The following is a 14,975-nucleotide window of genomic DNA, read 5'->3' as shown; positions in this document are numbered from 1 at the left end:
CCGACCCCATGTCAGGTAACTCTTGACAACAGGTTCACCTGCTGTCAGGCTTGCCCTGACACAGGAGGTAGTCATGGATCCCATCACCCTCGCAACCGAGGCAGATATCACCGCTGCAACGCGGGCCGTCGTGACGGCAGCAGCCACCGAGGCCGGACGCATTGCCGACGAGATCATCGGCACCGGTCCACTGCCGGGCACCCCGGAATGGGAGGCCGAGCAATCGACGGATCTCCCCGCACGACGGAGCATCGCATGGCATCTGTTGAGCCTGCGCGTGCAACTGGCAGCGGGCCTCGACGGCATCGAAACCGTTGTGGTACTGCGGGTTCAGGGCGCAACGTGGGCGACGCTCGGACAAGCAATCGGAATGTCGCGACAGTCGGCCCACGAGCGGTGGGGTGCTCGATCGGCGGCCGTTCTCGATCCCGTCGGCGATGGGCTGCCCGAGATCGTCCCGAACGACAGCCCCGCATGACCTACAGCAGCATTCGCTCTGCCCCCGCTGCGACGGCGTCGGCTGCGCGCTGAAGTGCGGCAGACGACAGTGACCACTGCTGCCAGTACAGCAGGACGTCTTCGATTCCGTTGTCGTCGAAGCACTTCAGCGTGTCGCGGGCCTGCAGATCGGGAATCATGCCCCATCCGAAACCGAGATCGACGGCACGCGCGTAATCGGCGGAGGCAGGAACCAGGTGACGCGGCGGCTCGTGCGGCTCGACGCCGAAACGCTGTAAGTAGTTGTCCTGCAACCGATCGTCGGCGTCGAACACGACTACCGGTGCGTTCCGCAATGCGTCGGCCGTCACCCCAGCACCGAACCACCGGTCGGTGAACTCCGGGGTGGCCGACGGCCGGTAGCGCATCGCACCGAGGCGTCGAACGGTGCAACCACGCACCGGGGTGGCGACCGATGTTATTGCAGCGGAAACGATTCCGTCGTGCAGCAACTGTGCGGTGCGGTCCTGGTCCTGTCGATGCAGATCGAAGGTGGTGGTATCCGCCAGTGGAGCAAGTGCAGGCAGCACCCAGGTCGCCATCGAATCCGCATTGACGGCAAGCGAAATGGGCGCGGCGATACCGTCGTCACTGAGTTCTGCGCGAGTCTGATCGGTGAGAGTGTCGATCTGACGCGCAAGACGCAGCACTGCAATACCGGACTGGGTCGCCACCACCGGCTTGCTGCGCTGAACCAGAGTTCGGCCCAATGACTGCTCCAGCGACTTGATGCGCTGACTCACCGCCGACGGCGTCACGTACAGCGCCCGAGCGGCAGCTTCGAAGGTTCCGCCGTCGACCACCGCCCGCAGGGCTCTGAGCTGCTCGATCTCCATCAGATGAAGCTACGCTAATTGTTCCTGAAATACATTCGCTGGACCTAACCGGACCCCACTCCTAGCGTTGCAGTCATGACCTCGCTTGCCGCCGCACAATCGACCCTCACCGGACTGGGCGTCGGACTCTCTCTCATCGTCGCCATCGGCGCGCAGAACGCATTCGTCCTGCGCAAGGGCCTGCAACGCAGCCACGTACTGCCGGTGGTGGCAGTGTGCGCGCTCTCCGACGCCGTCCTCATCCTGGCCGGGGTGGCGGGTATCGGCGCGCTCGTCGACCGATACCCCGTCGCGCTGCGCGTGGTCACCGTCCTCGGCGCACTGTTTCTCCTCGTGTACGGACTGATGGCGTTGAACCGCGCGCGCACCCCATCCACCATGACCGCCGAGGTACACGGAGGCGGTTCGCTGATCGCCGCCGTCGCCACCTGCCTGGCCCTGACCTGGCTCAATCCGCACGTATACCTCGACACGGTGGTGTTTCTGGGTTCGATCGGCAATCGGCAGCCGGGTGAACTGCGGTGGTGGTTCGCCGTCGGCGCGATGCTCGGTAGCGTGCTGTGGTTCACCGCTCTCGGATACGGATCGCGCGTGCTCGGTCCACTGTTCGCACGACCGGCGGCCTGGCGAATTCTGGACCTCGGCATCGGCGTGATGATGCTGACGCTGGCTGCGCTACTGGTTTTCGGCTGAGCCACGACTCCCGATGTTCAGAGCACTTGATCCGCGCTACAACGAATGATCTGATGGTCGGCGAAGACCGACCGCACGGTCTTTCGACCCTGGAGGATTGCCCGTGCCCTACCTCGGCCTGCTGATCATGCTGCTGTCGATCTTCTGTTTGATCGACGTCATCACCGCGGACGATTCGGGAATCCGCCACCTCCCGAAGATCGTCTGGCTGCTGCTCGTCATCGTTCTACCGCTCGCCGGGTCGATTGCGTGGCTCATCGTCGGCCGGCCCGAGAACGGCGGCATCTGGGGTGGCAGCGGCGTACCGCGTACCGCGTCGGCCTATCCCGAATACGACGCCAAACCCGGCCGCGCCGTGGCCCAGTCGCAGGAAAGCGACGAGGAGTTCCTGCGCCGTTGCCGCGCCCGCGCCGAGGAGCAGCGCCGCATCGCCCGCGAACAACGCAAGAACGAGTGAGACCATGGCCAAGCTGACAGTCTTTCCCGAACCGAACTCCGCTCTCTCCGATCCCGCCGACCTGGTTCGCGAGTACCTGGCGTTCTACCGCGACGAGCTGGTTCGACGCATCACTGCGCTGAGCGACGATGCCCTCAACGCCACGACGGTGCCGTCGGAATGGACACCGCTGCAGATGCTCACCCATCTGGTGCACATGGAGCAGCGCTGGTTCGTCTGGGGATTTCTCGGTAGGGCAGTCGACGCGCCGTGGGGTGACGAGAAGGACGGCTCGTGGCATGTGCCGGTTGGCGTCGACGCCGACGCACTACTGGCCCGTTTGCACGACGGTGCGCGGCTCACCGACGAGGTACTCGGCTCACATCGAATGGACGAGTTGGCAGCTCTGGGTGGACGATTCAGCGACGAGCAGCCGACGCTGATCTGGATCTGCTTTCATGTACTTCAGGAATATGCCCGTCATCTCGGTCACCTCGACATCGCCGTCGAACTGGCCGGCGGGCCGACGGGCGAAGGACCGGCATGAGAATCAACATCACCAGCGTGTTCGTCGACGATCAGAGCAAGGCATTGACCTTCTACACGGAGGTGCTCGGCTTCGTCGTCAAGCACGACGTCGCCATGGGCGGCCCCGATCGCTGGCTCACCGTCGTCTCGCCGCATGATCCGGAGGGCACCGAGTTGCTGCTCGAGCCCAGTGGTCATCCCGCGACCGCGCCGTTCAAGAACGCGCTGTACGCAGACGGCATCCCGTTCACGCAGTTCGCGGTGGACAACGTTGCAGCAGAATACGATCGGCTGATCGGCCTCGGCGTTCGGTTCACTCAGCAACCCACCGAGATGGGACCGGTGATCACGGCGGTGTTCGACGACACCTGCGGCAACCTGATCCAGATCATCGCTCCGGCGAACTGACGACTCAGACGTTCGCGTACAGATCGACGGTGGTGCCGTCGGGGTCGTGGACGACGGCATAGCGCTGGCCCCAGAACGCATCCCAGGGCTGCAGGTGTCCGGTGTACCCCGCTGCGGTCACCGCCGCCCATGCCGCATCGACGCCTTCGGGTGTCCCGCAATCGAAGGCGAGCGCGACGCGGTGGCCTCCGGTGGGCGGCGTCCACGTCGGGTCGAACGAAGCGATGGTCGACGGCAGGTCGAACAGCAGGCGAACGCCGCCGAGGTCCACTTCCACGTGCTGCTCGGCATCGGCAGTTGCCGGAATGTCCAGTCCCAGAACGCGGTAGAAGGCCAAGGCTGCGGCCATATCGGCGACGACGATCTCGATTGCTGCGAGGCGGGGGTTCACGGCAAGAAGGCTAGACGAGTCAACCCCAGTTCGCGGCATTCGTCAGACAGAACGGATGCCCGGCCGGGTCGAGCAGCACGCGCCACGTCTCGCCCGGCTGGTCCTCGGGCAGCCTCGCACCCAGTTCCACGGCCGCCGACGCTGCGGCATCGAGATCCTCGACCGCCAGATCGAAGTGAAACTGCTTGGTGCCGTTCACATTGGGCCATGCCGGCGGCACGTAGTCGTCGATGCGTCCGAATCCGAGCGCACTGCTCGGGCCCTGCAGCATCGCGTAATCCTTCTCCGCATGGACGACGGTCCAGCCCAACAGCGCGGACCAGAATGTCGCACTGGCCTCGGGGTCTGCGCAGTCCAGGGTGACCATCTTCAGCGTGGCCACAGGTGACTCGGTCATGGTCTCTCTCCTCAACAGTGGGTGTCGGACCAGACTCCTACACTGACGCCCGTGCCGGATAGGAAAAACGCGACAACCACCCAGGCCGGCGTCCTGCGGCCGGATCAGCTGGCGCAATACGTCGACCTCGTGCGCCTGCCGTGTGCCACGTACCTCGAACCGTGGGTCGAGAACTACTGGCAGTTGCAGTGGAATCTGCCCTCGGGCACGTCCTACCGCAGCTCGACCCTCCCTCACCCTGCGTGCACGTTGAGCGTCGAACATGGTTGGACCCGCGATGGCGTCGACGATCCGGTGGTCGTGACGGGTGTGCTCACGCGCCGATTCGACGTCGTACTCGCCGAGTCCGGATGGGTGTTCGGCGTCAAGTTCCGGCCCGGCGGCTACGCGAGTTTCACCGGAACGGTGGCACGAAGCCTGCGCGATGTACCGGTGGCCCACCCGACCCCGTTTCGGGCCGAGACCGTCGGCGCACTGGCCGAGCTGGGCGGACACCTCGAGACAGACCATTGCCGAACCGTCGTCGACTCGGTTCTTGCGCCCTACGCCGGTGACGTGGAACCGGAGTACGAGACCGTTCTGGAGATCATCGCGGCGATGCTGAGCGACCGGACGCTGATTCGCGTCGCACAAGTGGAACAGCGGTGTGGCATCGGGACTCGGCGCCTGCAGCGACTGTTCGAGCGCTATGTCGGCGCGACGCCCAAGTGGGTACTCGGGCGGTACCGGATTCACGATGCCCTCAGCGATCTCGACAACGGCTACTCGGGTCCTCTGGCAGATCTGGCCGCGCGGTACGGGTGGTTCGACCAGGCCCACTTCACCCGAGAGTTCACCGAGCTGGTGGGAGTACCGCCGAGCGCGTACCAATCGTGAGTAACGCCTTCGTCACGCAATGCGACTTTTGCCGATTCGTTTGGCACAGTATCCCGCGGTGCTCGGTAGCACCGGTTGGGAACAGCAGCACAGAGGAAGAGTGGGCTTCAACGCATGATCAACATTCTCGTCGCCGGTGGAATCGCGTTGGCGGTCTCGATTCTGTTGACCCCATTTCTGATCGCCCTCTTCACCCGGCAGGGCTTTGGCCAGGAGATCCGTGTCGAAGGTCCGGCAAGCCACCAAGCCAAGCGAGGGACGCCGACGATGGGCGGCGTGGCGATCATCGTCGGTCTGTGGGCCGGCTACCTCGGGTCACACCTCGTGGCCATGGGGGGCGATGGGCCGTCGGCATCGGCGCTGCTGATTCTCGGGCTCGCGACAGCTCTCGGCATCGTCGGATTTCTCGACGACTACATCAAGCTCCGCATGAAACGAAGCCTCGGCCTCAAGGCAACCGGCAAATACGTCGGTCAGATCAGTGCAGCGGTGATTTTCGCCGTATTGGCGCTGCAGTTCCGCAATGCGAGCGGGCTGACGCCGGGCAACGTCGAACTCTCACTGGTGCGCCAATCGACGTTCTTCACGATGGCCCCGATCGTCTTCGTGCTGTTCTGCGTATTCCTCATCGTCGCGTGGTCCAATGCGGTCAATCTCACCGACGGTCTCGACGGGTTGGCGGCGGGATCGATGACCCTCGTCCTCGGCGCATACACGGTGATGACGTTCTGGCAGTACCGGCAGTCGTGCTCCACCAACCCCGTTGCCGGCTGTTACCAGGTTCGCGATCCCCTCGACCTCGCCGTCGTGTGCGCTGCTGCGGCCGGTGCCTGCATCGGATTCCTGTGGTGGAACGCAGCTCCGGCCAAGATATTCATGGGCGACACCGGTTCACTCGCCCTCGGCGGACTGCTCGCGGGCCTGTCCGTGGTGAGCAAAACCGAGCTGATCGCCCTCGTGTTCGGTGCGCTCTTCGTCGCCGAAGTTGCGTCGGTCGTCATCCAGGTCGCCTCGTTCAAGAGCACCGGCAAGCGGCCGTTCCGAATGGCCCCGATTCACCACCACTTCGAGCTGGGCGGCTGGGCGGAAACGACGGTCATCATCCGACTGTGGCTGTTCGCAGCCATCGCGTCGGCGCTGGGACTCGGGCTGTTCTACAGCGAATTCCTCGCCGCAGTGGGATGAGCTCTACGATTCCGGGATGACTGACGAACTGTCTCCGGTTGCCAAGGTCGACGCACTCGCCGCCGAACTCGAAAATCTCGATGCCCGACGCGTCGCCATCGGGGTCGAACTGGTCAACCTGCAATTCGGTCTCGACGGAGACGCCAAGATCCGTGCCACGGAGGTCTTCCACAGCGACTATCTGGGACGGCTGTTCACCTTGGTCGACCAACTCCGCACCGACGAATAGGTCGGTCCTCGCTACGCAGTGTCCTGGTCCGAGCGCGACACCACGGCCAATCGAAAGTCCCGCAGTGACAGAGAGAATGCTGCCAACACAGCAACAAGTGCGCCGCCGACCGGAAACACCAACCACGGATCGTCGATGGTGGGGGTGAAAGGCGATGCTTCGTCGACTCGGGTGATGTACGACGTGTCCGAGACGTAGGTGTCCGAGATATAGGTGTCCGAGACGTAGGTCTCCGAAACTGAACTACCAATCGACGTCCAGCCGAAGTCAGCTGCAGGAGGCGAGTTGATCTCGATACTCAACGGATGCTCCCACCACCAATTCGACGCAGCTTCGGTTGGTTGCGGTGGCCAATGCGTCCAGGCGAGTGCACTGCCCGCTCCCAGTGCCGCACCCAGGACGATCAACAATGCGAACAGGTGGATGCGACTGCGTTCACGGTCCCGGACGATGCGCAGACCCGAATCGACGAGGAACGAGGCAGCTACGAGACCGATCGCTACCCCTGCTGCGACCAGATAGAGCGTCACTGGGAACCAACTCGGGCGGATGTAGATCACGTCCGATTCCGGTGGACCGGCAATGCCGACATGCCAGACCACCGCTGCGGCAGCGCCTGTCGACGCTCCGACAGCGGCGAGCACCGCTACCAGCATCTTCCCTGATGGGCTGTCCACGTTCGGGACTCTACTCACGAGAGCCGAACAGAAGTCGGTGGCATCGGCGGAGAACTCGCGTTACGGTGTGTCGGTGAGTTCGCCCGAGGCATCCAGATCAGAGCTACCGGCACCCCGGTAGCTCGAGAATCCAGACGCGCTCGACTACGCCATTCTCGGTGAGCACCCGTGTGCCGGTCCAACTGTCCCGGACCCGTCGCACATTCGGAGCACATTCATGCCACCGCTCGTATTCTTGCTTGCCACTGCAGTTTTCGCCCAGGGGACTTCCGAGTTCTTGCTGGCCGGCCTGCTGAACGATATTGCCGCCGACCTCGACACCACTGTGCCCGCTGCGGGAATGCTGACATCGGCCTTCGCTGTCGGCATGATCGTGGGTGCCCCCTCGATGGCTGTCGCGTCACGCCGCCTACCACCCCGCCTCGCCTTGACGGCTTTTTTGGCTGCCTTCATTGCCATGCACGTAATCGGTGCAGCAACAACCAGTTACGTGGTGTTGTTCGTTTCTCGGATCGTCGCAGCATTCGCCAACGCCGGCTTCCTTGCGGTCACCTTGGCCACGGTCGCGGCGTTGGTGACACCCGACCGGATCTCGCGGGCAGTCGCGATGATCCTCGCCGGCACAACACTCGCACTCGTTCTCGGCGTACCGGCCGGCACGTTGGTCGGAACTCTTCTCGACTGGCGCGCGGCTCTGTGGGCAATAGTGTTGCTCTCGGTGCCCGCGTTGATCGCCGTGGCAATCGCCGCACCTGACCGCCGGACCCGTCGAGCAGATACCTCGCTGACGGCCGAATGCGCTGCCTTGCAGAATCGTTCGCTGATCCGCGTCCTCGTTCTGTGCGCTCTGATCAACGGTGCCACATTCTGTTCGTTCACCTATTTGGCTCCGGTCGTGACGGACCGTGCGGACTTGCATCCAGCTTCGATTCCGCTGGTGCTTGCCCTTTTCGGAGCCGGCGCCCTGTGTGGGGTGTGGTCCGCAGGCCGGTACGGGGATCGCTACGCCTCCCGAATCACGGCGATCGGCGGGCCGGCGCTTCTCGGCGGCTGGTGCTGCTTCGCGTTACTGGCACAGTTCCCGACGGTTGTACTACTGCTTGCATTCGTCCAGGGTGGTCTCTCGTTCGCCCTCGGAAGCATCCTGGTCAGCCAGGTGATGCGGACAGCCGTCGACGCCCCGACGATGTCGGGTTCGTTCGCAACGGCAAGCCTGAATATCGGTGCCGCCGCAGGACCGGCCCTCGGCGGATGGGCTTACGGCTCCACCCTCGGCTCGGTTGGCCCACTTGCCGTCAGCGCTGCGCTGGTGTCGGTAGCACTGATCCTGCCTCGCTCTTGACCTGAAGTTATGTTCAGGTTTTATGGTCTGCTTCATGACAACGACAAGACCGATGCAACCGCCCGAGCGTCAGCCGATCGGATTCTGGACAGCACGCGCCGGGGAAGCCATTCGAGCACGGACTCGCGGTGCGCTCCGCGAGATCGGCGTAACGCAGCCCGAATGGTGGCTCCTCCATCAAATCTCACTACACCCCGCGGGAGCCGATCGCGACCGGACGATCGAAAAGATCGGCCACAACGACACTCCCCAGGCGATCGTCGACGCCATCGACTCCGCGCGCACCAAAGGCTGGATCGTGGAATCGAATTCGCGCCTGAACTACACACCGGAAGGTGAGCAGCAGTTCCGGCGCGGTGCCGACGTCCAACAAATGTTGCAGGACGAACGCATGAACGGCATCAGTCAAGCCGACTTCGTGACCACCATTCGAGTCCTGCAACGAACGATCCAGAACGTCGGGGGCGACGCCTGGCATTGGTGACGATCAGGTGAGAATGTGTTCTGTGCGAGCACTTGTCTGCATCTCGACCGTCACGGTCGTCTGCTCAGTGTCCATCGGTTTCTACGTCGCCGTGTACCTGGCGACGATCGGAGTGATCGAGCCCGGACCGCTCGTCGAGGTCATGGTGGTCCTACCGGCTGTGGTCGGCATCGTGGCAGGGCTTCTCGGTGCCGTGGTCGGCCTCGGCGTCCTGGTTCCTTCGACGCGACAACTTCCGAGTGTGCTCATGGCCGTCGGCCATATCGCGGCCAGCTCGGGCGTCGTTGCCGTCGTCATATGGTCGACGCGGGCAAAGGCGTCGGGCTGGGATCTGATTTTCTTACCCTTACCGCTCATGCTCGCGCAGTGTGTCGTGCTGTCCGGACTGATCGCACTTTACGTTCGGCATCGTCGCTCCCATCCAGCAGCGAATCCTGATCGCGCCCAACCGAAATAAAGGCGCAGAACTCCGCCCGACGATGCACCGATTGCTACCGCCCGAGCGAGCGCGGCGCGCATTGGCCACGATGACCAGATTGATGTGGCCAGCTGTCCCAACGAAAAATCGATGGCGGCCAACTGCTCGCGCCGGTACCGTCCAGGTCATGCGCATCGTACTGCCCTTTGGCTACCCTCGGCCGTGTACCGGTCGTCAGGGCAGTCCAGTGCACCGCTGCTGAGAGTCCAGGCGTCCGATCGGTCGAGGGGTCAACTACCCGCCGAACGAGACGAGGACACCCATGAGCAGCTACCTGTCCAATTCCGAACTGATATACCAACTCTCGCTACGAGACCTGACCGATCCGGACCAGGGACCACATGCGATGCAGCTCTTGTCGACCGACGTGGTCGACGGTCTGACGGCGCTGTGGAATCTCGATGCCCGCACCCTGCGACTCAGTCCCGTTGTGCCGGTCCGAGAGAACTACGACAAGCTTGGATTCGAAGCCACTGCCGTGACGCGTGACCGACGGTACTCCCGATACATCGGTCCCGAGGTGATGCTGCGCAGTCACACATCCGCATATATGCCCTGGGTGCTCGAAAGCATCGACAGTGCAGCCGATCTCGATCAGCTCCTCGTGTTGCCCGGCTTGGTGTATCGGCGCGATGCCATCGACCGAACCCATGTCGGGGCACCTCATCAGGTCGATTTGTGGCGGTTGGCATCTCACCCGGACCTCACCGATGACGACCTGATGGCCATGATCGATTCCGTCGTCCGATCCGTCCTTCCGAACGCCGAATGGAGGGCGTTACCGGCGCAACATCCGTACACACACGGCGGGTATCAAATCGACGTGCTGATCGGCGACGCCTGGATGGAGCTCGCCGAGTGCGGCCTCGTGTCGAAAGATCTGTTGCAGCGCAGCGGGCTCGACCCGTATCGATGGTCCGGCCTGGCGCTCGGGATGGGTTTGGATCGCGCGCTGATGCTGCGCAAGGGAATCGACGACATCCGTCTGCTTCGCGCCGAGGATCTGCGTATTCGAAGGCAGATGCTCGACCTCGAGCCGTGGCGCCCCGTCTCCATGATGCCGCCCATCCGTCGCGATATCTCGGTCGTCGTGCATGAGAGCACCGACGGGGACGTCCTCGGCGACGTCGTTCGAACCGCGCTGGATACCGACAGCGGCCTGCTCGAATCCGTCGAGATACTCGACGTGACGACATTCGACGACCTATCCGAACCCACCCGTCATCGACTCGGTCTTGCACCCGGTCAGGTCAACGCGTTGATCCGGATGACGCTGCGACCACTCGACCACACACTGACCGATCGAGATGCAAACCTCCTGCGAGACAGAGTCTATCGAGCCGTGCACCTCGGTCCCGTCCGGGAAATGATCAACGAGTGAATCTTCTTGCGATGGGTACGCAGGGCTGCTGATAGATCCCTGCGCGGATAGAATTTTCTCAGAGCCGATTCGACCGACGACGAAGGGCACCCCCCATGAGCATCGACAGCGGCAGAACCGGCGATGACGTGCGTAATGTCGCAGACGCATTGAGCATGATCGACGAGCCCTGGCAACCCCACCGACTCGTCAGCGTCAACGACTACGACGTCAAAGTGGTCAAGCTACTCGGCGAATTCGTCTGGCACACACACCCCGACACCGACGAGATGTTCTTCGTCCACAGCGGAGAACTCATCATTCAGCTGCGTGACCGCGATGTCGTTCTCGGCCCCGGTGACGTCTTCGTCGTGCCGGCAGGAGTCGAGCACTGCCCCAAAGCCGTAGAAGAAGTCTCTGCACTGCTGTTCGAGAGAGCAGGCACCGTCAACACCGGGGACGCGGGTGGGAACATGACCTCCCAGTTCCACGAGTTGTGACGCGTATTCAGGTGCGCCCTGCTGTGCCGTCCGATGCCGACTTTCTCTACTCGATGGCATCGGATGCAGACGTCGTCCAATGGGTGGGTGACGGAATTCCCTGGACGAGAACCTATTTCGATGAGCGGTTCACTCGCGCCCTGAGCGCGACGGACGACCAGGAGCCCGACGTACCGAGGTGGTACGTCGGCATGAACGGGGAACCACGACGCATCGGTCTGCTCAGCCTGATTCGACGGTCCGACCATGTCGAGGTCGGCTACTGGGTGCATCCGACCCAGTGGGGTCGTGGCTACGCCGGCGAACTCCTCGATCTGGCTCAGGATCTCACGGATGGCCTCCCGATGGCTGCGCAGGTGTACCGGGCGAACAGTGCGTCGCGTCGGGTACTCGAACGTGCCGGATTCACACTCGTCGACGACGGTGATCCCCTGACCTACCGTCGTGCTCCACGGTCATGATGCCGGGCTCACCACGTCCTGTCAGGACGGGGCCGAACGGAGGTGCGGCCGGTCGTGACACCACGCACCATGGGGCGCATCAGAAACTCGTGCGGGAACCCGAGGTCGACAGCGCTGGCGGCGTGCAGTGTCTCGAGTTGGGATTCTTCGAACTCGACCTCGAGAGCAGCGATGTTCTGCTGCAACTGTTCCAGGGTGCGTGCGCCGATCAACGAGCTGACGACGGTCGGCTTGTGAAGCGTCCACGCCAGTGCCACCTGAGCAGGAGTCACACCGAGTTCGCGAGCGACGTCGACAACCGTGTCCGCGATTGCGAGTCCCCGCGGAGTCAGTGTTCCGTTCGCCTGCGCATGATCGCGTCGGGTACCCGCCGGTGAGTCGGAACCCGACGTCACGAGGTCTGCGGCGGTGTACTTCCCCGTCAGAACTCCGCCGCCCAGAGGTGCCCAGGGAATGACGCCGAGTCCCAATTCTGCTGCCATGGGCAGCAATTCCCGTTCGGTGGTTCGCTCGATCAAACTGTATTCCACCTGCAGTGCCGCAAACGAGGGCCGGCCACGAACGTCGGCAACGGTCTGCATGCGTGCCACCTGCCACGCCGGTGTATCCGAAATACCCAGATACAGAACCTTTCCCGAACGGACCAGCTCACCGAGCGATGCGATGACCTCATCGCTCGGCGTCACACCGTCCCACGCGTGTAGATACAGCAGATCGATGTAGTCCGTGCCGAGATTCTTCAGACTCGCGTCGACGGATCCGCGAAGACTTTTTCTGCCTGCACCACCGGCATTCGGATCCGACGGATCACGCGTCGCCGCATACTTGGTCGCGACGACGACCGAATCACGACGCCCCCGAAGAAACTCGCCCAGGTACCGTTCCGACTGGCCGTCGGTGTAGATGTTTGCGGTGTCGACCATATTGCCCCCGGCGTCGAGATAGGCGTCGAATATTCTCTTCGAGTCCTTCTTGTCGGCACCCCACCCCCAGGCATCGCCGAATGTCATGGCTCCCAATGACAATGGCGAAACTCGCAGGCCGGAGCGTCCGAGCAATCGGTAGTGGTCCATGCGCGGCACGTGTCGTTCCTCTCCTCGGTGACTCTGTCCTGCTCACAGTCGCAATCCCGTCGATGAACGGGAAGGACGTGACCATCCTGGGACGCGCGGTACCAGGCTGATCGCGCCGAACTGCTCTACCCTGGACGAGGTGAACAGCACGCCCCCGCAGGCCGGTCGCCACGAACTGGCGGCATTTCTGCGTGCCCGACGCGAGGCGCTCGCCCCGTCGGATGTGGGCCTGCCACCACGGATCGGGGCATCACGCACGCCCGGTCTGCGGCGAGAGGAAGTCGCGACGTTGGCCGGGGTGAGCGTCGACTATCTCGTTCGGCTCGAGCAGGCGCGTGATGTTCGGCCGTCCGCTCAGGTGGTGCAGTCGCTGTCGCTTGCATTGAAGCTGTCGGCCGATCAGTCCGGCTACCTGTTCACGCTCGCCGGTCATCGTGCACCCGAGCGACCCACCGCCGAGCAGGTGCCCGACGGCATCAGGGCGTTGATCGACGATATCGGGCCGCTGCCGGCAATGGTGCTCAATCATCGACTCGACATACTGGCCGCGAACGAGACCATGGCGGCGCTGCTGCTCGACATCGACGAACGTCCCGTCGCCGATCGAAACGTCCTGCGAATGTGTTTCCTGGACAGTCGGTTCGAGGGTTTCTACGACGCGCGTGACGACGTGGTCCGCGGTGCAGTCGCCGATCTGCGTGCCGCCTGGGTCAACCATTCGCACGACGGAGAACTCGCGGCGTTGATAGCAGAACTCGAGCGAGAGAGCACGGAGTTCGCCCGCTACTGGCAGTCCCGAGAAGTATCGGTGCGCAGTCGGGGGGACAAACCCATGCGGCATCCACTCGTCGGGCCGGTGACCGTGACATTCGATGTCTTGACGCCACTCGGCGACCCGGACTTACGGTTGATCGTCTACCGCCCCGCCGATGCTCGATCTCGTTCTGCGCTGGACGAACTCGGCCGCATGCGTTCACAGCGGAGGCAGCGTCACCTACGTACGATCTGAATCCGACTTTTCGCGGCACGGGAAGTCGAGAAATCCACACCTTCCCGGTCCTATCGTTTCGATCGGAACGAAAGAAGGTCACCGGCACATGCTCGACAAATGGAACGCAGCACTGGATTACATCGAGGACAATCTGGACGGCCAGATCGACACGGCCGATCTGGCTCGGATCACCCTCACCTCCGAGTACCACTTCCGTCGGGTGTTCTCCGCACTCGCCGGACTACCGCTGTCGCTGTACATCCGACAACGCCGAATGACATTGGCTGCAGCGGACATTCTCGACGGTACAGGCGTGCTCGACGTGGCATCCAAGTACGGCTACACCGCCGACGCATTCACCCGCGCCTTCCGAGACCTGCACGGCATCACACCATCTCAGGCCCGCCGGCCCGGAGCCAACCTCTGTTCCAGACAAGCGGTGACATTTCACCTGACCATCGAAGGACGGAGCACCATGCGATACCGGATAGTCGCACTGCCGGCATTCCACATCGTCGGCAAATCGACCCGAATCCCACTCCGGTTTCGCGGCGAGAACACCGCGATGACCGAATTCCACCGAAGCCTCGCCCCCGGAACCGGCGACGAATTGCGCACACTCGCCGACCTACCCGAACTACCCGAAATCCTCTTCGTCAGCGACGGCTTCGAACCCGAACGCGAAGACGGCAGCCTCTTCGACTACTACTTCGCCGTCGCCAGCACAGCACCCGCGCCGCCCGAATGGAACACCCTCGCGGTCCCGGCATCGACCTGGGCAGTATTCGAGACGCAAAGCAACACCGAACTCGCCCCCGCACTCCAACAACTCTGGGCCGACGCCTTCAGCGAATGGTTCCCCTCCAACCCCTACGAAGTGATCCCAGGACCGGAACTGCTCACCATCACCGAAAAATCACCCGACTGGACCTCGGGATCGGGGGAACTGTGGATACCGATCGAACGTAGTCAATAGTCGCTGCTCCCGCCCGCGCCCCGCCCCACTCGAGCCCCCGCCCCACTCAAGCCCCCCGCCCCACTCAAGCCCCCCGCCCCACTCAAGCCCCCCGGTCCACTCGATGTGACATTTGGTGGCCTTTTCGGGGGTCGATGACACATTCAGTGGACTGTA

21 protein-coding genes are annotated in these 14,975 nt (G+C 63.3%); 16 read left to right on the top strand and 5 right to left on the bottom strand.

Features of this window, described 5'->3' with window-relative positions; all coding sequences use genetic code 11:
• The first annotated feature begins 73 nt into the window (after positions 1-73).
• Entirely contained in the window at positions 74-478 is a 405-nt protein-coding gene (locus ACNEOT_RS02645; protein WP_415971896.1) for a hypothetical protein, read from the top strand.
• A 1-nt stretch (position 479) separates the two neighbouring features.
• Here the strand turns inward: ACNEOT_RS02645 and ACNEOT_RS02640 are convergent, their stop codons facing one another.
• Positions 480-1,334 (bottom strand): LysR family transcriptional regulator ArgP, encoded by an 855-nt coding sequence (locus ACNEOT_RS02640; RefSeq protein WP_415971894.1) that lies wholly within the window; start codon positions 1,332-1,334, stop codon positions 480-482.
• Between the two features lie 75 nt (positions 1,335-1,409).
• On the opposite strand from ACNEOT_RS02640, the gene ACNEOT_RS02635 reads away from it, so the two are divergent.
• The 4 genes from ACNEOT_RS02635 (at position 1,410) to ACNEOT_RS02620 (ending at position 3,399) form a co-directional block, all read left to right on the top strand.
• Positions 1,410-2,027 carry a LysE/ArgO family amino acid transporter gene (locus ACNEOT_RS02635; protein WP_415971892.1) on the top strand — a complete coding sequence of 206 codons (618 nt, stop codon included), beginning with the start codon at positions 1,410-1,412 and terminating at the stop codon, positions 2,025-2,027.
• 103 nt (positions 2,028-2,130) lie between these two features.
• A complete protein-coding gene (locus tag ACNEOT_RS02630; protein WP_415971890.1) occupies positions 2,131-2,484 on the top strand; it encodes a PLD nuclease N-terminal domain-containing protein in 354 nt (117 codons plus the stop codon).
• 4 nt (positions 2,485-2,488) lie between these two features.
• Positions 2,489-3,010: a DUF664 domain-containing protein gene (locus ACNEOT_RS02625; protein WP_415971888.1), complete on the top strand. Its 522-nt coding sequence runs from the start codon at positions 2,489-2,491 to the stop codon at positions 3,008-3,010.
• Entirely contained in the window at positions 3,007-3,399 is a 393-nt protein-coding gene (locus ACNEOT_RS02620) for a VOC family protein (protein WP_415971886.1), read from the top strand. Before ACNEOT_RS02625 ends, ACNEOT_RS02620 begins: the two co-directional genes overlap by 4 nt.
• A 4-nt stretch (positions 3,400-3,403) precedes the next feature.
• Here the strand turns inward: ACNEOT_RS02620 and ACNEOT_RS02615 are convergent, their stop codons facing one another.
• Together ACNEOT_RS02615 and ACNEOT_RS02610 are read right to left on the bottom strand one after the other, a co-directional pair.
• Positions 3,404-3,829 (bottom strand): VOC family protein, encoded by a 426-nt coding sequence (locus ACNEOT_RS02615; RefSeq protein ID WP_415971885.1) that lies wholly within the window; start codon positions 3,827-3,829, stop codon positions 3,404-3,406.
• The gene (locus tag ACNEOT_RS02610) at positions 3,810-4,187 is read right to left on the bottom strand and encodes a VOC family protein (protein ID WP_415971883.1); all 378 of its coding nucleotides are present in this window, start codon (positions 4,185-4,187) and stop codon (positions 3,810-3,812) included. The genes ACNEOT_RS02615 and ACNEOT_RS02610 overlap by 20 nt, the downstream gene beginning before the upstream one ends.
• Before the next feature lie 51 nt (positions 4,188-4,238).
• Between ACNEOT_RS02610 and ACNEOT_RS02605 the strand changes: the two genes are divergently transcribed.
• From ACNEOT_RS02605 to ACNEOT_RS02595, 3 genes are all read left to right on the top strand, one after another.
• The gene (locus ACNEOT_RS02605) at positions 4,239-5,063 is read left to right on the top strand and encodes a DUF6597 domain-containing transcriptional factor (protein ID WP_415971882.1); all 825 of its coding nucleotides are present in this window, start codon (positions 4,239-4,241) and stop codon (positions 5,061-5,063) included.
• Between the two features lie 114 nt (positions 5,064-5,177).
• Positions 5,178-6,248 (top strand): phospho-N-acetylmuramoyl-pentapeptide-transferase, encoded by a 1,071-nt coding sequence (gene mraY, locus ACNEOT_RS02600; protein WP_415971880.1) that lies wholly within the window; start codon positions 5,178-5,180, stop codon positions 6,246-6,248.
• A 16-nt stretch (positions 6,249-6,264) separates the two neighbouring features.
• The gene (locus ACNEOT_RS02595; protein WP_347871375.1) at positions 6,265-6,477 is read left to right on the top strand and encodes an oxidoreductase; all 213 of its coding nucleotides are present in this window, start codon (positions 6,265-6,267) and stop codon (positions 6,475-6,477) included.
• 11 nt (positions 6,478-6,488) lie between these two features.
• Here the strand turns inward: ACNEOT_RS02595 and ACNEOT_RS02590 are convergent, their stop codons facing one another.
• A complete protein-coding gene (locus ACNEOT_RS02590) occupies positions 6,489-7,154 on the bottom strand; it encodes a hypothetical protein (RefSeq protein WP_415971878.1) in 666 nt (221 codons plus the stop codon).
• A 217-nt stretch (positions 7,155-7,371) separates the two neighbouring features.
• Between ACNEOT_RS02590 and ACNEOT_RS02585 the strand changes: the two genes are divergently transcribed.
• The 6 genes from ACNEOT_RS02585 to ACNEOT_RS02560 all read left to right on the top strand — a co-directional run bounded on the left by ACNEOT_RS02585 (position 7,372) and on the right by ACNEOT_RS02560 (position 11,779).
• Positions 7,372-8,496: a Cmx/CmrA family chloramphenicol efflux MFS transporter gene (locus ACNEOT_RS02585; protein ID WP_415971877.1), complete on the top strand. Its 1,125-nt coding sequence runs from the start codon at positions 7,372-7,374 to the stop codon at positions 8,494-8,496.
• A 34-nt stretch (positions 8,497-8,530) separates the two neighbouring features.
• On the top strand, positions 8,531-8,980 hold the full coding sequence (locus ACNEOT_RS02580) for a MarR family winged helix-turn-helix transcriptional regulator (RefSeq protein ID WP_415971875.1): 450 nt from the start codon (positions 8,531-8,533) through the stop codon (positions 8,978-8,980).
• 22 nt (positions 8,981-9,002) lie between these two features.
• A complete protein-coding gene (locus tag ACNEOT_RS02575; protein WP_415971873.1) occupies positions 9,003-9,437 on the top strand; it encodes a hypothetical protein in 435 nt (144 codons plus the stop codon).
• Between the two features lie 283 nt (positions 9,438-9,720).
• Positions 9,721-10,839, top strand: a complete 1,119-nt coding sequence (locus tag ACNEOT_RS02570) for a hypothetical protein (RefSeq protein ID WP_415971871.1) — start codon at positions 9,721-9,723, stop codon at positions 10,837-10,839.
• 95 nt (positions 10,840-10,934) lie between these two features.
• Positions 10,935-11,318 (top strand): cupin domain-containing protein, encoded by a 384-nt coding sequence (locus tag ACNEOT_RS02565; RefSeq protein ID WP_415971869.1) that lies wholly within the window; start codon positions 10,935-10,937, stop codon positions 11,316-11,318.
• Positions 11,315-11,779 carry a GNAT family N-acetyltransferase gene (locus tag ACNEOT_RS02560; RefSeq protein WP_415971868.1) on the top strand — a complete coding sequence of 155 codons (465 nt, stop codon included), beginning with the start codon at positions 11,315-11,317 and terminating at the stop codon, positions 11,777-11,779. Before ACNEOT_RS02565 ends, ACNEOT_RS02560 begins: the two co-directional genes overlap by 4 nt.
• An 8-nt stretch (positions 11,780-11,787) precedes the next feature.
• On the opposite strand, the gene ACNEOT_RS02555 is transcribed toward ACNEOT_RS02560, so the two are convergent.
• Positions 11,788-12,852, bottom strand: a complete 1,065-nt coding sequence (locus ACNEOT_RS02555) for an aldo/keto reductase (protein WP_415973626.1) — start codon at positions 12,850-12,852, stop codon at positions 11,788-11,790.
• Positions 12,853-12,991: 139 nt separating this feature from the next.
• Between ACNEOT_RS02555 and ACNEOT_RS02550 the strand changes: the two genes are divergently transcribed.
• Positions 12,992-13,861 carry a helix-turn-helix domain-containing protein gene (locus tag ACNEOT_RS02550; RefSeq protein ID WP_415971866.1) on the top strand — a complete coding sequence of 290 codons (870 nt, stop codon included), beginning with the start codon at positions 12,992-12,994 and terminating at the stop codon, positions 13,859-13,861.
• Between the two features lie 88 nt (positions 13,862-13,949).
• Complete coding sequence (locus tag ACNEOT_RS02545) at positions 13,950-14,819, top strand: AraC family transcriptional regulator (protein ID WP_415971864.1); 870 nt, start codon at positions 13,950-13,952, stop codon at positions 14,817-14,819.
• The last annotated feature ends 156 nt before the right edge of the window (positions 14,820-14,975 follow it).

Source organism: Rhodococcus sp. 077-4, from assembly GCF_047782425.1.
Classification (GTDB): Bacteria; Actinomycetota; Actinomycetes; order Mycobacteriales; family Mycobacteriaceae; genus Rhodococcoides.
Note: the sequence above shows the minus strand (reverse complement) of the source record. Positions and strands in the feature narration are given on the sequence as shown.

Bases quoted from the DNA above. Each gene is read 5' to 3' on its own strand.
- ACNEOT_RS02545 (WP_415971864.1), top strand. From the start codon at position 13,950: ATGCTCGACAAATGGAACGCAGCACTGGATTACATCGAGGACAATCTG.
- ACNEOT_RS02640 (WP_415971894.1), bottom strand. From the start codon at position 1,334: ATGGAGATCGAGCAGCTCAGAGCCCTGCGGGCGGTGGTCGACGGCGGA.
- ACNEOT_RS02610 (WP_415971883.1), bottom strand. From the start codon at position 4,187: ATGACCGAGTCACCTGTGGCCACGCTGAAGATGGTCACCCTGGACTGC.
- ACNEOT_RS02595 (WP_347871375.1), top strand. From the start codon at position 6,265: ATGACTGACGAACTGTCTCCGGTTGCCAAGGTCGACGCACTCGCCGCC.
- ACNEOT_RS02580 (WP_415971875.1), top strand. From the start codon at position 8,531: ATGACAACGACAAGACCGATGCAACCGCCCGAGCGTCAGCCGATCGGA.
- ACNEOT_RS02625 (WP_415971888.1), top strand. From the start codon at position 2,489: ATGGCCAAGCTGACAGTCTTTCCCGAACCGAACTCCGCTCTCTCCGAT.
- ACNEOT_RS02635 (WP_415971892.1), top strand. From the start codon at position 1,410: ATGACCTCGCTTGCCGCCGCACAATCGACCCTCACCGGACTGGGCGTC.
- ACNEOT_RS02570 (WP_415971871.1), top strand. From the start codon at position 9,721: ATGAGCAGCTACCTGTCCAATTCCGAACTGATATACCAACTCTCGCTA.
- ACNEOT_RS02645 (WP_415971896.1), top strand. From the start codon at position 74: ATGGATCCCATCACCCTCGCAACCGAGGCAGATATCACCGCTGCAACG.
- ACNEOT_RS02565 (WP_415971869.1), top strand. From the start codon at position 10,935: ATGAGCATCGACAGCGGCAGAACCGGCGATGACGTGCGTAATGTCGCA.
- ACNEOT_RS02620 (WP_415971886.1), top strand. From the start codon at position 3,007: ATGAGAATCAACATCACCAGCGTGTTCGTCGACGATCAGAGCAAGGCA.
- ACNEOT_RS02555 (WP_415973626.1), bottom strand. From the start codon at position 12,852: ATGGACCACTACCGATTGCTCGGACGCTCCGGCCTGCGAGTTTCGCCA.
- ACNEOT_RS02615 (WP_415971885.1), bottom strand. From the start codon at position 3,829: ATGCCGCGAACTGGGGTTGACTCGTCTAGCCTTCTTGCCGTGAACCCC.
- mraY (WP_415971880.1), top strand. From the start codon at position 5,178: ATGATCAACATTCTCGTCGCCGGTGGAATCGCGTTGGCGGTCTCGATT.
- ACNEOT_RS02585 (WP_415971877.1), top strand. From the start codon at position 7,372: ATGCCACCGCTCGTATTCTTGCTTGCCACTGCAGTTTTCGCCCAGGGG.